13 protein-coding genes are annotated in these 17,764 nt (G+C 52.6%); 5 read left to right on the top strand and 8 right to left on the bottom strand.

Going from position 1 to position 17,764, the window contains the following annotated elements:
- Positions 1 to 6: 6 nt before the first annotated feature.
- The 3 genes from FCL47_RS18435 to guaB form a co-directional block, all read right to left on the bottom strand.
- Complete coding sequence (locus FCL47_RS18435) at positions 7 to 762, bottom strand: NYN domain-containing protein (protein WP_136815110.1); 756 nt, start codon at positions 760 to 762, stop codon at positions 7 to 9.
- A gap of 92 nt (positions 763 to 854) precedes the next feature.
- Positions 855 to 2,405, bottom strand: a complete 1,551-nt coding sequence (guaA, locus tag FCL47_RS18430; protein WP_136815109.1) for a glutamine-hydrolyzing GMP synthase — start codon at positions 2,403 to 2,405, stop codon at positions 855 to 857.
- A gap of 196 nt (positions 2,406 to 2,601) precedes the next feature.
- Entirely contained in the window at positions 2,602 to 4,071 is a 1,470-nt protein-coding gene (guaB, locus tag FCL47_RS18425) for an IMP dehydrogenase (protein ID WP_136815108.1), read from the bottom strand.
- 296 nt (positions 4,072 to 4,367) lie between these two features.
- Between guaB and FCL47_RS18420 the strand changes: the two genes are divergently transcribed.
- Entirely contained in the window at positions 4,368 to 4,979 is a 612-nt protein-coding gene (locus FCL47_RS18420) for an L-threonylcarbamoyladenylate synthase (protein ID WP_136815107.1), read from the top strand.
- On the opposite strand, the gene FCL47_RS18415 is transcribed toward FCL47_RS18420, so the two are convergent.
- The 5 genes from FCL47_RS18415 to FCL47_RS18395 form a co-directional block, all read right to left on the bottom strand.
- Positions 4,963 to 5,247 carry an HU family DNA-binding protein gene (locus FCL47_RS18415; RefSeq protein ID WP_136815106.1) on the bottom strand — a complete coding sequence of 95 codons (285 nt, stop codon included), beginning with the start codon at positions 5,245 to 5,247 and terminating at the stop codon, positions 4,963 to 4,965. The two genes, FCL47_RS18420 and FCL47_RS18415, sit on opposite strands and share 17 nt — an antisense overlap.
- Positions 5,248 to 5,388: 141 nt before the next feature.
- Complete coding sequence (locus tag FCL47_RS18410; RefSeq protein WP_136815105.1) at positions 5,389 to 7,119, bottom strand: 30S ribosomal protein S1; 1,731 nt, start codon at positions 7,117 to 7,119, stop codon at positions 5,389 to 5,391.
- 221 nt (positions 7,120 to 7,340) lie between these two features.
- Positions 7,341 to 8,909 carry a DEAD/DEAH box helicase gene (locus FCL47_RS18405; protein WP_136815104.1) on the bottom strand — a complete coding sequence of 523 codons (1,569 nt, stop codon included), beginning with the start codon at positions 8,907 to 8,909 and terminating at the stop codon, positions 7,341 to 7,343.
- A gap of 233 nt (positions 8,910 to 9,142) precedes the next feature.
- Positions 9,143 to 9,856, bottom strand: a complete 714-nt coding sequence (locus FCL47_RS18400; protein WP_136815103.1) for a hypothetical protein — start codon at positions 9,854 to 9,856, stop codon at positions 9,143 to 9,145.
- Positions 9,857 to 9,869: 13 nt separating this feature from the next.
- Positions 9,870 to 11,051, bottom strand: coding sequence for a type IV pilus twitching motility protein PilT (locus tag FCL47_RS18395; RefSeq protein ID WP_136815102.1), 1,182 nt, complete (start codon positions 11,049 to 11,051; stop codon positions 9,870 to 9,872).
- A gap of 137 nt (positions 11,052 to 11,188) precedes the next feature.
- Between FCL47_RS18395 and ilvD the strand changes: the two genes are divergently transcribed.
- From ilvD to FCL47_RS18375, 4 genes are read left to right on the top strand one after another with little or no spacing between them, the layout of a single operon-like run.
- Positions 11,189 to 13,039 carry a dihydroxy-acid dehydratase gene (gene ilvD, locus FCL47_RS18390; RefSeq protein ID WP_136815101.1) on the top strand — a complete coding sequence of 617 codons (1,851 nt, stop codon included), beginning with the start codon at positions 11,189 to 11,191 and terminating at the stop codon, positions 13,037 to 13,039.
- A gap of 39 nt (positions 13,040 to 13,078) precedes the next feature.
- Positions 13,079 to 14,857: an FAD-dependent oxidoreductase gene (locus FCL47_RS18385; protein ID WP_136815100.1), complete on the top strand. Its 1,779-nt coding sequence runs from the start codon at positions 13,079 to 13,081 to the stop codon at positions 14,855 to 14,857.
- Complete coding sequence (locus FCL47_RS18380; protein WP_136815099.1) at positions 14,854 to 16,704, top strand: 2-oxoacid:acceptor oxidoreductase subunit alpha; 1,851 nt, start codon at positions 14,854 to 14,856, stop codon at positions 16,702 to 16,704. The genes FCL47_RS18385 and FCL47_RS18380 overlap by 4 nt, the downstream gene beginning before the upstream one ends.
- Complete coding sequence (locus tag FCL47_RS18375; protein ID WP_136815098.1) at positions 16,701 to 17,753, top strand: 2-oxoacid:ferredoxin oxidoreductase subunit beta; 1,053 nt, start codon at positions 16,701 to 16,703, stop codon at positions 17,751 to 17,753. Before FCL47_RS18380 ends, FCL47_RS18375 begins: the two co-directional genes overlap by 4 nt.
- The last annotated feature ends 11 nt before the right edge of the window (positions 17,754 to 17,764 follow it).

Below are 17,764 nucleotides of genomic sequence, written 5' to 3'. Positions count from 1 at the left end.
GCGCCGTCATGCATCAATAGATTGAATATCCCAGGCTTCAGTCCGACCGCTGTTGTCCGGATTCTTGACGATGGTGAATTCAAAGATATTCGCCGAATCAAGAAACAGCGAATCGTTGATATCCTGAGCCTTTGAACAATGAAAAAAAACCGACTGCGGCAAAAGGCCTTCCGACGAAAGGCGATAATAACGCATAAAGCCAAATCCCCTGTCCGCATTATAATTGATCGGAATCCCTCGCTGCCTGTTCTCCCCGATAATCGGTAAAAGGCCGGGGATCAGAAAACCTGACAGAAAGTTATCGGCAGCCTCTTTCAAATCATTGCTGACATGATTAAAACCAATCACTTCCACCCGACAGCCCATATTCTGCAGGGCAAGAACCAGACGAATAAAATCACCATCGCCGGTAAGCAAGATGATCCGATCAAGGTTTCTCGCCTGGAGCAGGGCGTCAATGGCCAGATCCATATCGGCATTGGCCTTGGTGGTGAGAATACCTTCGTCATCAACAAAGTGTTTGACATATTTTTTGATGACCTTGAAGCCACACTGACGAATAACACTATGATATCGATAGAGTTTTTGGCGATACTCCGGGTCGTCCTTGGTCCGTTCCCGATCTTCGGCAAGATAGGAGTTGGCCCGGAGCAGCGTCGAGTTGCCAACGCTGCCGAGCTCGGCCAGCACATCGTAGCGCATGCCGTACCCACCACACATTCGGATATTTTCCGCGTCTACATAAATTCCGCTTTTCAGCATATTGTCACGTCTATCAACCCACCAATCAGGATAAACTCGTTACGAGTTGGTAAAAACCTCGAATTTGAGATGGTTACATAAAAGACTACCTATTATTCCCACTCAATAGTGGCCGGCGGCTTGGAGGAAATATCATAAACAACCCTGTTGACGCCCCGTACCTCATTGATAATGCGGCTGGAGATTTCACTCAATATTTCATACGGCAATCTGGTCCAGTCGGCAGTCATGGCATCACGTGAATCAACGGCACGGATGGCGATGACATGTTCATAGGTCCGGCCATCGCCCATAACACCTACCGTCTGAATTGGCAGAAGCACGGCAAAGGATTGCCATACCTTCCGGTACCAGCCGGCTTTGCGCATCTCTTCGAGCACGATCACATCGGCCTGCCGCAGAATACGCAACCGTTCGGCCGTCACCTCCCCCATGATCCTGATGCCAAGCCCTGGTCCCGGGAAAGGCTGCCGATAGATCGCCTCCTCCGGCAGCCCCAGTTCCAGACCGAGCTCACGGACTTCATCCTTGAACAGTTCACGCAGGGGTTCAATAAGATCGAGCTGCATAATGTCCGGCAGACCACCCACATTGTGATGGGATTTGATCGGCGCTTCGCCTCGAAAACTAACCGATTCAATGACGTCAGGGTAGAGTGTCCCCTGGGCGAGATACTTCACCTGGCCTATTTTTTTGGCCTCTTCCTCAAATATTTTGATGAACCCAAGACCGATTCGCTTCCGTTTAATCTCCGGGTCCTCTACTCCGGCAAGCTCACCGAGAAAGTAATCCGTTGCATCGATATCAATGACCTTCAGCTTGCTTTTTTCTTTAAAAAAGCGCAGAATCGATCCGGTTTCACCGGTGCGCATCAAGCCGTTATTCACATAGATACAGGTCAGTTGATCGCCTACCGCCCGATGAATGATCGCCGCCACCACCGAGCTGTCGACACCACCCGAGAGAGCGCAGATAACATTGTCTTTGCCTATTTTCTCGCGAATAACCTGAACATTTTGTTCTATGAACGAGTGCATCGTCCATTCTGGCCGACAGTTGCAGATACCGAAGATAAAATTACGCAAGACATCGGTGCCAATAAGGGTATGTGCCACCTCGGGATGAAACTGGACACCAAAAAATGGCTGAACTTTATGCCGCAGTGCTGCAAACGGCGAATTTTCGCTGACTGCAGTCGCCATAAACCCCTCGGGAATAACCTCGACACGATCGCCATGGCTCATCCAGACCTGGTGCTTCATCCCATTTATTTCCAGCCCGGCAAAAAGTCCGGTAGTATCTTTGACCGTCAGTTCCGCCTTGCCAAACTCGCGTTTTTCTGCGGTTTCAACTTTGCCGCCCAACTGCTGCAACATCAACTGGGCTCCGTAACAGATGCCGAGCACCGGAATACCGAGTTCAAAGAGCCCGGCGTCGGAATGGGGGGCATCTGCATCATAGACGGAGCAGGGACCGCCGGACAGGACAATTCCCGATGGGCGCAGCGCTTTAAGCTTATCCAGGGATATGGAGAAAGGATGAATTTCACTATACACCTTTTGCTCCCTGATTCGTCTGGCGATCAGTTGGGTGGTCTGCGACCCGAAATCAAGGATGATAATTTTTTCGCTATGAATATCCATGGATTCTCCTGTCTTCTCCTCAATAATATTGCCAATCATGTATCAATGTGATGCATCCGCAAAAACGATACGTCAAGCGTGGCCGGGCAACGCTTGTTATGCCAGACGTACCCCCACAAAGCATGTCCTGCAGACCCGCTACAACGCAGAGAAATATTGCCCTATGCCTTGGGGGCAGTTTTTACATCGCCTTCAGTTATGCACTTCGGTAATTCGGCGCTTCCTTGGTAATTATGACATCATGCACATGGGATTCTCGCAGGCCCGCCGGAGAAATCCGGACAAACTGGGCCTTCTGCTGCAACTCGGCAATGGTCGCGGCGCCGACATACCCCATGCCCGATCGAAGCCCGCCGATCATCTGATAGATAACCGTCGACAGCGGTCCACGATAGGGAACCTTCCCTTCGATTCCCTCCGGAACCAGTTTTGACGTGGCGGATACTTCCGATTGGAAGTAACGGTCGGCGGAACCCTGATTCTGACTCATTGCCCCCAGCGATCCCATGCCCCGATACCCCTTGTACGTCCGTCCCTGATAGAGGAAAGTGTCCCCTGGTGTTTCATCGGTACCGGCAAAAAGGCTGCCGAGCATGACGGTACTGGCACCAGCCCCGATAGCCTTGGCCAGGTCACCGGAATATTTTATACCGCCATCGGCAATTATCGGGATGTTATATTTATTGGCTACCTTGACGCACTTTTGCAAAGCGGTCATCTGTGGAACGCCGACTCCGGCAACGACGCGGGTGGTGCAGATAGAACCTGGACCGATACCGACTTTAACACCATTCGCCCCGGCCTTGATCAGGTCTTCCGTCCCCTCTCCCGTTGCAACATTGCCTGCAATAACCGAAAGATGCGGAAAAGCTGCTTTCACTCGGGCAACGGCTCGCAGCACGCCTCGCGAATGGCCATGGGCGGAATCGACAACAACCACGTCGACTCCGGCCTTCATCAGCATCGCCGCCTGGCTTTCAATATTTTCACCGACGCCGAGCGCTGCACCGACCAGCAGACGGCCGAATTTATCTTTAGCGGCTTGCGGATACTTTTTAATTTTCTCCAGATCCTTGATGGTGATAAGCCCCTTCAAGCCACCCAGATCATCCACCACCAGCAGTTTTTCTATGCGAAATTCGTGCAGCAGGGCCTTCGAATGCTCCAGATCAATGCCCACCTTGGCAGTCACCAGATTTTTCGAAGTCATGACATCGGAGACCCGCAGGTCATCATCCGACACAAAGCGCAGGTCACGGTTGGTAACAATCCCGACCAGTTTGCCTTCATGCAGGACCGGCAGACCGGAGATTTTATAGGTACTCATGATTTCCTGCACTTCACCAACCGATTGATCCTGGGTAACGGTAATCGGATCGATGATCATCCCGGATTCCGATTTTTTTACCCGTTCCACCTCGATCGCCTGCTGCTCGATGGTCATGTTTTTATGAATTATGCCAATTCCACCATCGCGGGCCATCGCTATAGCTGTTCGATGCTCGGTAACGGTGTCCATCGCTGAACTGGCCAGGGGGATCTTGAGAGAGATGGTGTCGGTAAGTCGAGTTTCGAGGTTTACTTCGTTGGGTAAAACTTCGGAAGCGGCTGGAACGAGCAGTAAGTCATCAAATGTGAGTGCGGTTTCTATATGATCTGGTAACATGTCCCCTCCTTGTCAGGGCGTGAATGAAAAAAGGATACCTCTGCCACCTTTTCTTATTCACATTATGCTTTAATTTTTTAAGTTAGCACAGTAAAGCATCTTTGGTACCTTACAAATTAATTTCTTGTTTTTTTTGCGAGAAATTAATCTGTATAAAGCGACAGATCGAGGTTTTCATTACGTATACCGGGATGAGAAAAAATGTCACTTTGTAAGATGCCTGCTGGTATAACGAAGATCTGCCACGAAAAGAATGCGAATGGTCCGTCTCTGCGGCCAAAGGAAAGCTCGATAACATGCTGCTTGAAATCAACCCGATAAACCCGCAACTCCGTCTGATCGAACAGGTTGTCAAAGTGCTCAAAAACGGCGCCATAATCTGTTATCCCACCGATACCGGCTACGGAATCGGTTGCGACCTGTTTAACCAGAAAGCCATCAAGCAGCTGGTACAACTAAAGAAAAGGCCAAAGGATAAGCCTTTCTCCTTCATGTGCTGCGATCTGACCGATATCAGCCAGTATGCCCACGTGTCAAACACTGCTTACCGGCTCATGAAAAAGAACCTGCCCGGCCCGTATACTATTGTCCTGCCGGGCACAAAACTGGTTCCAAAAATCATGGCCACCAAGCAAAAGACCGTCGGCATCCGGGTATCGAGTCATCCAATCAGTAGACTTCTGCTTGAGACCCTGGGCAATCCCATCGTCAATACAAGCGTTCAGCTGGAAGACGATGAGACGCTGCTTAGCGAACCGTTTGCCATTGAAGAATATCTTGGCAACAGGATAGAACTCATCGTCGATGGCGGCCCTATCTTCCCCAACCCATCGTCCGTTATCGATCTGACCAGCGACGTTCCGGAAGTTCTCCGCGTCGGCAAGGGAGACGTCACTCCTTTTCGCTGATAAGTGCTTCTTTGAGCGACTTGCTCATGGTGAAATGCAGGGTCTTCCGATCCGGAATATCCATAATTTTACCGGTTCGGGGGTTTTTGGTTGAACGCGGCTTTCTCGCTCTTACCGAAAAACTGCCAAATCCGCGTAACTCGATACGTCTCTCTTCCACCAGGGCCGCAGCCATTGTTTCCAGCATGATGTCTACCGCCAGACTGACATCCTGTTTCTGCATGGAAAGTTCACCGCTTACTTTGTCTACTAAATCTTTTTTCAACATACCTAATAACAAATAATAAATGTGTTACCAGAGACAACCGTAAAGCCTGTCCCCATGAAAGTATAAAAAAAGGTTGTCCTGCCGGATCTTCGGCAAGACAACCTTTCAGCTGCATTCCAAGCCCTTAAATCAGGCTGGTTCCTAGTCGTTATCGTTAGAATCGGTGCCTTCGGCAGCCGCTTTCAACAGATCACCGAAAGTGGAGGGTGCCGACTCGGCAGCAACCTTCTCGGCTTTTTTAAATTTCTCCACCGCGACCTCTTCATCATCCCCCTCAAGAGTTTTGACGGAAAGACCAATCTTGCGATCTTTGGCGGAGACATTAATGACGATTGCCTTCAAGGTATCTCCGACCTGATACATGCCAACCGGAGTTTTCACCTTGTCTTTGCTGAGTTCGGAGACATGAACAAGGCCTTCAATACCCTCTTCCAGCTTCACGAAGACCCCAAAATCAGTGACGTTGGTAATCTCACCTTCAACAACGGTCCCTGAAGGATAGTTGTTATAGGCTGCCTGCCATGGATCGGGAACAAGTTGCTTGATACCGAGGGAAAATCGCTCATTTTCTTTATCGATCTTCAAAACGACAGCCTGGATGGTCTCGCCTTTGGCGTACTTCTCAGAGGGATGCTTGATCCGCTCGGTCCAGGACAGGTCAGAGACATGGATCAACCCGTCAATGCCCTCTTCGATGCCGATGAAAACACCAAAGTCGGTAATATTTTTAATTTTCCCTTCAATAACGGAACCTACCGGATAGTTATCGGTGACCAGATCCCATGGATTCGGCTGGAGCTGTTTCATGCCGAGGGAGATACGCTTGGTCTCGGTCTCGATATTCAGGACCATGACTTCGACTTCATCGCCGACTGAAACCATCTTGGATGGATGACGGGGTTTCTTCGACCAGGTCATCTCAGAGACATGGATCAGACCTTCGACGCCTTCTTCCAGCTCGACAAAGACACCGTAATCAGTAATGGATACAACCTTGCCTTTGGTCGTCTGGTTCACCGGATACCTCTCGGTGACAGTCGCCCATGGATCATCACGAAGCTGCTTCACACCCAGAGACACGCGATCATGCTCTTTATCATACTTGAGGACTTTGACTTCCAGCTCCTCACCGACTTTATAGAGTTTAGCCGGATGTGAGACCCGTCCCCAGGAAAGGTCGGTGATATGACAGAGTCCGTCCATGCCGCCCATGTCGATAAAGAGACCGTAATCGGTAATATTGGTAATGGCCCCCTTGATAATCTGCCCTTCTTCCAGTTTGGAACGCATCTCCTCGCGAAGCTTGTTTCGCTCCTCTTCGAGAATAGCCCGACGGGAAATAACAACATTGTTTCTCTTTTTATTGAACTTCAAAATCTTGAAGTCCATCGACTCGCCGATCAGGGCGTCAAGGTCTTTCACCGGACGAAGATCAATCTGGGAATACGGCAGGAAGGCGGGAACACCGATATCGACTGACATGCCGCCTTTGACACGGCTCTCGATCTTACCGGAAATCGTCTCGTCAGCTTCCTGAATTTCTGCGATTCTTTCCCAGACTTTTATGGCAATAGCCTTTTCTCTCGACAGCAGGAGTCCGCCTTCTTCCTTACGGCGCTCTACGAACACCTCGAATACGTCACCAATTTTGATTTCCTCACCATCTTCCAGGCGGAATTCCGATTTGGCGATATAACTCTCCGCTTTATCGCCAACATCAACAAGGAGATAGTCGTCCACCGTGCCGATAATAGTGCCCATGGCAACATCTCCCACGGCGACTACCTTGTTGTTTTCTTCCATTTCAAAGAGATCGGCAAAGCTCATCTCTTCACTGCTGTCCTGGGTTGATTGATTAAGTTGTTCTGTCATGGATTTTACTCTTCCTGTAGACCAGAGGCCAAATGGTAAAGGTTATTTTACCCCGCACAACAAGCCTGCGGAGGTAAAAAGAAAATAAGGCTACCCCCTGTTGCGGGAGCAACCTTTATATATACGAACCACACTTTATAGCAATTTTTCAACGATAGGACAACAACTTCTTGCAGAAGAGGATATTTTTTCTGTTCATTTTTTTAATTTTCAAAAAGTATCTATGCTGTTTTCTTTTCGCTCCCTCGTCTGCCTCGAGGGTAATTCCTGCTTCCCGATTTCTTCCGTTTCGGGCGCGGCGGTTGACCATCTGATTCAAGTTTTTTGTCCTGCCCCTTGGGCGGGGGAGCAAGAAGGGTCTCTTCAGGCAGGACACAGTCAAACTTTTTATTAATGAACTCCTCTATGGCCGGCAGGTAAAACGATCCTTCCTCGCAGGCAAAACTTACCGCCTTGCCGTTGGCTCCGGCCCTTCCGGTCCGGCCGATACGATGGACATAATCTTCCGGTTCATAGGGCAGCGTATAGTTGACAACGAAAGTGATGCCATCAATATGGATACCCCGGCCGGCGACATCGGTTGCGACGAGAACTTTTACCTTGCCGGACCGGAAATTTTCAAGGCGGGTCATGCGTTTATTCTGGTCGACATCACCGGACAACAATACACAGTCGATATTGTTTCGCTGCAGACGATTGGCCAATCGCTTCGTCTCATTTTTCATATTGGCGAAAACAATGATCCGGTCGTCCGGATTCTGTTGAATGAGATTGTACAAAACGGCATATTTTTCTTCCGCCGTAACCAGATAGACTATCTGCTCCACCGTATCAACGGCCACCTGCTCAGGCTCCGCTTCAACCACCTTCGGCTGCACACTCCACTGTGACGCAAGACGCTGTACGTCCTCTGAGACAGTGGCGGAAAAGAGCATGGTCTGCCGATCTTTTTTGGCCGGCAGGCGACCGACAATTCGGCGAACATCGGGAATAAATCCCATGTCGAGCATTCGGTCCGCCTCATCGAGGACTAAAATCTGGCAGCTGCTCAGGTCGACGACCCTTTTATTCATAAAATCAATGAGCCGGCCCGGAGTGGCAACCAGCAGATCGCACTGCTTGTTCTGCAGATAATCCATCTGCTTCTGGTAATCGACACCGCCGTAGACGGCTCTCACGGACAGATTGCAGTATTTGGCGAAGGCCTGCCCTTCCTTGGCTATCTGACTGACCAGTTCGCGGGTGGGCGCCAGCACCAATGCCCGCACATTCCCTTTGCCGGTTTTCTTGTCGGACAGCAGCCTGGATAAAACAGCAATCAGAAAAACAGCCGTTTTCCCGGTGCCGGTATTGGCTTTACCGACGAGATCTTTGCCGGCCAGAACGGACTCCAGCGACTTCTCCTGGATGGGAGTACAATACTCGAATTTTTGATCGGCTATAGCCTGCATCACCGGCAGGGGAATTGGGTAATCGTGAAAACGACTCTTTCCCTCTGCCGGGACGACCGGAAAATCGTCCAGGCTCCAGGCCGGTTTCTGTCTGGATTTTTCCGGGGCCCGATACTTGCCCTGCTTCGCAACCGGCACGGCATGCTGGTCAGAGACTTTATTCGTGCCTGCTCTCTGCTCTGCAGTGCGTCTTGCTGGAACCTCGGCCAAAACGGGCTGCTCGTTTTCCAAAACCGGATCTGGACGGCCGAATAAGTTACCGAATCTGCCGTACCGGTGTTTTCCAGCCTGGACGAGGTTCCTGATTTTTTTTCCTACGGCAAGGATTGTTTTTTTCATTCTATGCTCAGCGTGTAACCAAATAGTAGCTCCGGCGCGGTTGGTTAAAAAATCGAGCCGGACCTGCCCTGTACAGACAGACAAAATCGGTCCGGAGCTGCAACAGGAGACAGGTGAAAAGGACAGGTCGAAACAGACTGCGACCAGTAAGAGGAGTGGCGCAAACGAACGACAAACTAGCAGAAATCACGTTCGGGCGGGAATATTCACAGCTCAATAGGGTTTAAATTACTCTATTTGCCAACTACCTGCAACTCCTCCATCAATGGCCCGAATAAAGTTTCGAATTCTGGAATCGCTTTTTTCAGCACGGTGCCGATAAAAGGGATTTCAGTGTCGTTGACCACAAGATTGACCGAGCAGGCCAGGGCCTGCAGATCATACAGGGTCCGGAACTGTCCGCCGAGCAGCACATAGAAGATGTAGCGGCGGCGCGACATGTTCATCATCCGCATAAACTGATGAAATTTCCCCGAGCCGATCCCCCCGGGTTCAAAATGCTCATGGAGAAAAACTGCGGCATAGTTTACAAACCGCATATTTTCGATAGCTTCCTCGGCCGTCAGGGCCTGCTCGACGCGATAGCCAAAAATCGTTGCCGCCTGAACCACCGCGTCCCGGTTTACCGACTCCGGCATGAGCACCAGCGCTCGCGGTATATCTTCGACAACTTCTTTTTCGTCAAAAGTGCCATCCGCCAACCACTCGACATTCGGCGGAGCCGGTGGTCTGACCCTGCCCCCCAAAGAAGAGGTGTCCGATGCAGGGTGAGCCTGATGATGACCGGAACGAGCCTGCTTCAAGCTGCTCACATCCAGGCCAAACGGAAGAGCGCAGTGGACACATTTGACCTTTATCTTCTTGCCAGGCCCCAGCTGTTGAACGCTGTCCCATATTTTATCAGTCAACTTCAGCTGTTTATCGCAATTCGGACAATGTACTATCATAGTCTCCTCACCATCATCGGCCGTAGTAGCCATACCCTTCTTGTTCTTCTTCTTCCATGGCCAGATCCGTCAGACTGGTTGTCGCCTCACCCCGTTCCGCTTTAATGCGGTCGAGCCCGCGATTCATTTCGGCCCGATGCGAACAGTAGGTGATGGCGCTCTTTTCTGTTATAATGCCCCGGCTGTACAGCTCGAGAATATGCTGATCAAAGGTCCGCATATCGAGTGCAGAGCCCTCACTGATGATATTGTAAAAGGTTTTTTCTTCCGTCTCCCCGTTCAGGATCAGATCCTTGACCCGCAAGCTGGTGCACAGAATTTCCATTGCCGCAACCCGGCCGCCGCCAACGCGGGGCAGCAGTCGCTGGCTGACAATCCAGCGAATCGTATCGACCAGCCGGTTGCGGATCTGCGGCTGTTCATCCTGCTCAAACATACCCAGGATACGGTTGATTGTCTGACCGGCATCGATAGTATGCAGAGTGGAGAGCACCAGATGCCCGGTTTCCGCCGCAGTAAGACCAATCTCCATCGTCTCGCGGTCGCGCATCTCACCGACCAGGATAACTTTCGGGGCCTGTCGCAGCGCCGCCCGCATCCCTCCGGCAAAGCTACTGAAGTCGTTGCCTAATTCACGTTGATTAAAGGTGGCCTTGCGCTGCTCATGAATATATTCGATAGGGTCTTCCAGGGTCACCACATGCACTGGCCGCTCGTGATTGATCCGGTTCAACAAAGCGGCAAGCGACGTTGTTTTTCCCGTACCGGTGGCTCCGGTGAACAGGATCAGCCCGTTCAGGTCGGCGGCCATCTTGCCGAATGCCTCCGGGAACTGCATGCCTTCTATTGAGGGGACTTCCGTTTCGAGTTTTCTCAAGACGGTGGTAAAATACCCCTTCTGGGTGAAAATATTTACCCTGAATCTGGCTTTATCGGAAAGGGAATACGACAGGTCACACGAGCCTTTTTCGACAAGATCCTTCAGCAGCCTGCGGTTGTTGCCGATCAGATTCAGGGCGAAAGTTTCCGTCTGAAAAGGGGTGAGTTCGGTTACCGGCGGCACGACATCAACGGGGACAAGCACTCCGGCAGACTCGACCTGTAAAGATTTACCCACAGTTATGTTAAGATCCGAGACGTTGCTCTGAGACTCCAACATTGCCGCTATCCAGTAATCTATTTCCGTCTTTTTCATTATATTTCCTTGAAAAATTGTGCACTACCACCTGTTTTCATATATATTGTCTCTAATCTAGAAAGGGTTGCAAGCTTTTTTTCGTTTTCCCTCATATTTCTTCCCATTACGAATTTACGATATACCGGAGTATTATCATGGCAATTCCATTACGCAGTGCGACGACAACCGAAGGACGACGAATGGCCGGTGCCAGAAGCCTCTGGCGGGCCAACGGGGTCAAAGAAGAACAGTTCGGCAAACCGATTATCGGCATCGTCAACTCTTTTACCCAGTTTGTCCCCGGCCACGTTCACCTCCATGAAATCGGCCAGCATCTGAAAAAAATCATCGCCAGGGCGGGTTGTTTCGCCGCCGAATTCAATACCATCGCCATCGATGACGGTATTGCCATGGGCCATTCCGGAATGCTCTACTCCCTGCCGTCGCGTGATCTGATCGCCGACAGCGTCGAGTATATGTGCAACGCCCACACCGTCGATGCGATGATCTGCATCAGTAACTGCGACAAGATAACCCCCGGCATGCTGATGGCCGCCATGCGCCTGAACATCCCGACCATCTTTGTCTCCGGTGGACCTATGGAGGCCGGAGTTGACGGCGACAAGCGGTATGATCTGGTCAACGCCATGGTCATGGCCGCCGACAGTGACGTGAGCGACGAAGAAATAAACCGGGTAGAACGCTGCGCCTGCCCGACCTGCGGCTGCTGCTCGGGCATGTTCACCGCCAATTCCATGAACTGCCTGAACGAGGCCCTCGGCCTGGCCCTGCCCGGCAATGGCACGGTCGTCGCCACCCATGCCAATCGCAAACTGCTCTTCGAACGGGCAGCCGAAAGGATCGTCACCATGGCCTCCGCCTGGTACGACAACGAAGACAGCTCGGTCCTGCCGCGGTCTATCGCCACCAAAAATGCCTTTATGAACTCCATGACCCTCGATATCGCCATGGGCGGTTCGACCAACACGGTGCTGCACCTGCTGGCTATTGCCCATGAGGCGGGCGTCGATTTCACCATGGCCGATATTGACAGGCTGTCCCGCAAGGTGCCGAATCTGTGCAAGGTTTCCCCCTCCTCCACCTACCATGTTGAGGATGTCAACCGGGCCGGAGGGATCATGGCCATCCTCGGTGAACTCGACCGGGCTGGCCTCATCGACCCAACGGTGCACCGGGTTGACAGCCCGAGCCTGCAGGAAACTCTCGACATCTGGGACATTTGCCGAGACAGCCACAGCAAGGAGGCGGAAACCCTGTATCTGAGCGCCCCGGCTTCCACCGGGCTGAATCTGGTTATGGGCTCCCAGAGTACCATGTATAAAGAGGCTGATCTCGACCGCAATAACGGCTGCATCAGGGATATGGCCCATTGCTACAGCAAGGATGGCGGTCTTGCCGTCCTCTTTGGCAATATTGCGACAAACGGCTGCATCGTTAAAACCGCCGGAGTCGATCCGTCGATCTTTAAATTTTCCGGAACCGCGCGGGTGTTCTCCTCCCAGGAAACTGCCTGCGATGCCATTCTGGGCGGTAAAATCAAGGCCGGCGACGTGATCGTCATTCGCTATGAAGGGCCCAAAGGAGGACCCGGCATGCAGGAAATGCTCTACCCCACCTCTTACCTGAAGTCGATCCATCTCGGCGCCGAGTGCGCCCTGATAACCGACGGCAGATTCTCCGGCGGCACCTCGGGACTTTCTATCGGCCATGTTTCCCCGGAGGCGGCGGCGGGGGGGGCTATTGCCCTGCTTATAGACGGAGACCGAATTGATATCGACATCCCGGCGAGAAGAATTAATGTAGCTCTCAGCGACGCGGAACTCGATATCCGAAGACAAAAAGAGCAGGCGAAAGGCCCCACCGCATTCACCCCGATTGACAGAAAAAGAAGCATCAGCACGGCACTGCAGGCCTACGCGCTTTTTGCCGCCTCCGCAGATAAAGGTGCAGTCCGGATTCTACCTGCGACCACCGCAAAACGTTAACCTGATGTCCACCGTCCTTCGACCATAGGAGAGTCCTTCTTGAAACCGACTAACATTAAAGATCCTGAATATTTTCACAAGGTCATCGATTGTCAGTACGCCTGTCCCTCGCACACTCCGGTGCCGGAATATATCCGCCTTATCAGTCAAGGCAAATACGACGAGGCGTTTAAGATCAACTGGATTTCCAATGTCTTTCCCGGCATCCTCGGGCGCATCTGCGATAGGCCCTGTGAGCCGGCCTGTCGGAGAACGAGAGTCGAGGAAACACCGGTGGCGATCTGCCGCTTAAAGAGGGTTGCCGCCGATTTCAAGAGCGACAGCACCGATTTCATGCCGGAGGTGCCTCAAGAAAAGAACGGCAGAAAAATCGCCCTGATCGGCGGAGGTCCCGCCTCGCTCACGGTCGCCCGCGACCTTCTCCCTCTGGGCTATACGATTGATCTTTACGACGACCAGTCCAAGGCCGGGGGATTTATCCGGACCCAGGTCCCTTCCTTTCGTCTGCCGGAGAAGGTGCTCAACCAGGAAGTCGACCGGATTCTCAACATGGGGGTGACCACCCATTTCAACCATTATATCGATAACCTGCAAACTATTATCGATAAAGGTTACGACGCCATTTTCGTCGGCACCGGCGCTCCCCGGGGTCGAGACCTGCCCAATCTTCCGGGGAGACAGGAAGGGGATGCCTCAATTTTTATCGGTATTGAATGGCTGGCATCGGTATTATACCGCCACGTGACCTCAACCCCGGAGAAAGTGCTGGTGCTCGGCGGCGGCAACACGGCCATGGACTGCTGCCGCACGGCGAGAAGGCTCGGTGGAGAAGACGTCCGGGTCATCGTCCGCAGTCCCCGTGCCGACATGAAAGCGTCACCCTGGGAAATTGAAGATGCCGAAGAGGAAGGCATCCCTATCATCGACAACCATTCGCCCATCGATTTTGTCATTGAAGACGGACAATTAATCGGCATGCATTTCCAGAAGATGACCGCCGACTATGACGAAAACGGCAAGCGTACCCTGTTGCCGGCCGACGAAGCGCCGGTGTTCATGGCCTGCGATCAGGTAATTCTCGCCGTCGGCCAGCAGAACGCTTTTCCGTTTATCAAGCCGGAAAGCAACATTGCCATAAACAAATACGGTCTCCCTGAACTTGACGAAACGACCTATCAGTCCTCCGTGCCGAACATCTTCTTTGGCGGCGATGCCGCTTTCGGTCCGAAAAATGTGATCACCGCGGTAGCGCATGGACATCAGGCGGCGATATCCATAGATCTCTTTTGCCAGGGCAAGGATCTTCATGTCCGCCCCGCCCCCTGGACCAATCTGGTCAACCAGAAGATGGGCATCCAGGACTGGATGTATGACAGCCAGGTTTCCACTGACAAACGCTACGCCGTGCCAACGGTTGACCGGGTTAAATCGTTGAAAAACCGGTTGGTTGAGGTGGAACTCGGCTTCAGCAAAAAAACCGGTCACGAGGAAGCCCTGCGCTGCCTGAACTGCGATGTGCAGACGGTTTTCGAACATTCCACCTGCATTGAATGCGATGCCTGCGTCGATATCTGTCCGGAATTCTGCATCAATTTCCTCGAAAACGGCGACGAGGAAGATCTGCGCACCAGGCTCCTGGCGCCAGCCGACGAATTGAGTCAGTCGCTGTACGTTTCTCCGCCGTTGCCAACCGGCCGGGTCATGGTCAAAGACGAGAATGTCTGCCTGCATTGCGGACTCTGCGCCGAACGTTGCCCGACTTCGTCCTGGGAGATGATGCAGTTCACCTATAATTCTGCAGTGGCAGGTCAAAAATGAACAAGATAGAGAGTATCAACGACTTTGTCGTCCGCTTCGCCAACGTCAACGGCTCAGGCTCCGCCAGCGCCAACAATCTGTTCGCCCAGGCAATCTTTCGCCTGGGAATCCCGGTCAGCCCGAAAAATATCTTCCCCTCAAATATTCAGGGTCTGCCGACCTGGTATGAGGTCCGGGTCAACGAGCATGGGTACCTCGGCCGCCGGGGCGGAGTCGACATGTCGATTGCCGTCAATGGCCAGACCCTTTACAACGATTACCTGGAAGTCCTGCCCGGGGGCTACTTCATCTACGATTCCACCAAGGAACTGTCGGAAGAGTTTAGCCGCAACGATCTCACCACCATCGGCATACCGCTCACCAGACTGTGCAATGACGAGTTTCAGAATCCAAAACTGCGCCAACTGCTGCGCAATATCATTTATGTCGGTTCCCTGGCGTATCTCCTGGATATGGATTTTTCTGTTCTCACTGATTCGATCAAAAAGCAGTTCCAGAAAAAGCCCAAGCTGGCCGAACCGAACATCAAAGCCCTGGAACTGGGCTACGATTACGCGAAAGAGCATCACCAGGGAGCCTGCAAACTATCAGTACGGAAGAGCAATAAACTGGTCGACGAAATCCTCATGGACGGCAATTCCGCCATTGGTCTCGGGGCCGTCTACGCCGGGGCCACAGTTACCGGCTGGTATCCGATCACCCCGTCCACCTCTGTTATCGAGGCTTTTGAACGATACGCAGGCAAATTCCGTACCGAGCCCGACACCGGGCGGCATAAGGTCGCCATAATTCAGGCCGAAGACGAACTGGCGGCGCTGGGCATCGTCATCGGTGCCTCCTGGAACGGCGCCAGGGCTTTCACTGCGACATCGGGGCCCGGCATCTCCCTCATGAGTGAATTTCTCGGCTTGGCCTATTTCGCCGAGATTCCGGTGGTGCTCGTCGATGTCCAGAGAACAGGGCCAAGCACCGGCATGCCGACCCGCACCCAGCAGTCGGACCTGCTTTCCTGCGCCTATGCCTCGCATGGGGACACCAAAAACGTCCTGCTTTTCCCCTGCGATCCGAAAGAATGCTTCGACATGGGGGCGGACGCCTTCGATCTGGCCGAGCGGCTGCAGACGCCGATCATTATCATGAGTGATCTCGACCTCGGCATGAACGACCATGTCAGCGCACCGCTGCACTGGGACGACAACCGGAAATATGACCGCGGCAAGGTGCTGAGTGCCGAGGATCTGGACAATCTCAAGGAAAGATGGGGACGCTATCTGGATGTTGACGGCGACGGAATCTGCTATCGGACGTATCCGGGCACGCACCCCACCAAAGGGGCCTATTTTACCCGGGGCACCTCCCATAACGAATACTCAGCCTACACCGAGTACAGCCCCATATACCGGGCGGGGATGGAACGTCTGCTGGTGAAGTGGGAGACTGCGCGCACCATGGTACCGAAGCCGCATATCAAGATTAGAGACCCCAAAGCTACCGTCGGGGTGATTTTTTTCGGCACGACCACCCATGCCGCCTATGAGGCCATCAGCCGGTCTTCAAAAAAAGGACTGAAAATCAATAGCCTGCGGGTTCGCGCCTTTCCGTTTCATGATGAAGTTGTCGATTTTATCGACCGGCATGAAACAATCTTTGTCATCGAACAAAACCGCGACGCCCAGCTGCGCACCATGCTCATGGCGGAAAACGGTGTTTCCCCACAGAAAATGCAGTCCATCCTTTACTTCGAAGGAATGCCTGTAACCGCTGACTTCATTACCGAAAACATCCTGGCCCTGCTGGATAAAGACCAGCAGGCCGCGGCCAAAAGTTCCAAGGGAGAAAAAGCATGAGTTTTGAACGACCCGATTTTCGCCATCCCAAACTCGCCAAAAATTCGGCCGGATATTCCCGCAAGGATTATGAAGGGGCAATCTCCACACTCTGTGCCGGCTGCGGCCATGACTCAACCACCAGCGCCCTCATCCAGGCCTGCTTTGAATTATCGATCGAGCCGCACCGGGTTGCCAAGATGTCCGGTATCGGCTGCTCGTCGAAGACACCTGCCTATTTCCTCAGCAGATCCCACGGCTTCAATAGTGTGCATGGCCGTATGCCTTCGGTTGCCACCGGCGCCAACATGGCCAATCGAGACTTGCTGTACATCGGCATTTCCGGGGACGGCGACACCGCATCCATCGGTATGGGCCAGTTTGCTCATGCCCTGCGCCGCAACCTCAATCTCAACTATATCTGCATGAATAACGGCTGTTACGGCCTGACCAAGGGACAGGACTCAGCCACGGCAGACAAGGGGTCAGCGGGCAAAAAAGGCAAACCGAACCCATACACCTCCATCGATTTATGCGAACTGGCCATCGAACTGGGTGCCAGTTATGTCGCCAGGGGATTTTCCGGCGACAAGACACAACTGGTGCCGCTCATCAAAGGAGCTATCGCCCACAATGGCCTGGCGTTCATCGATGTTATCTCACCGTGCGTCACCTTCAATAACACCTCTACCTCAACGAAGAGTTACGAATATGTCCGGGATCATATCGAAGCCACCAATACCTTCGACTTTGTTCCCCTGCAGCAGGAGATTCTTGCCCATTATCCGGAAGGCACCAGTCAGGAAGTGGTGATGCACGACGGCAGCATCATCCACCTGCATAAGGCCGATTCCAGCAAAGACGTCACCGACAGGATGAAATGCGTCAATAACCTGGAGCTTGAGAAATCCAAGGGCAGACTGCTGACCGGCCTGCTGTATGTCAATCCGGAAATCATGGAGACCCACGATATCATCAATTCGACGCTCAGGCCGCTTAACAGCCTGACCGAAGCTGATCTCTGCCCCGGCAACAATGCGCTGCAGATGATTAATGCCAGCCTCAGGTAATGCGGCGTAAC

This window comes from Desulfopila sp. IMCC35006 (assembly GCF_005116645.1).
Lineage (GTDB): Bacteria > Desulfobacterota > Desulfobulbia > Desulfobulbales > Desulfocapsaceae > Desulforhopalus_A.
The sequence above is the reverse complement of the archived record's forward strand: the minus strand, read 5'-3'. Positions and strand labels throughout refer to the sequence as shown.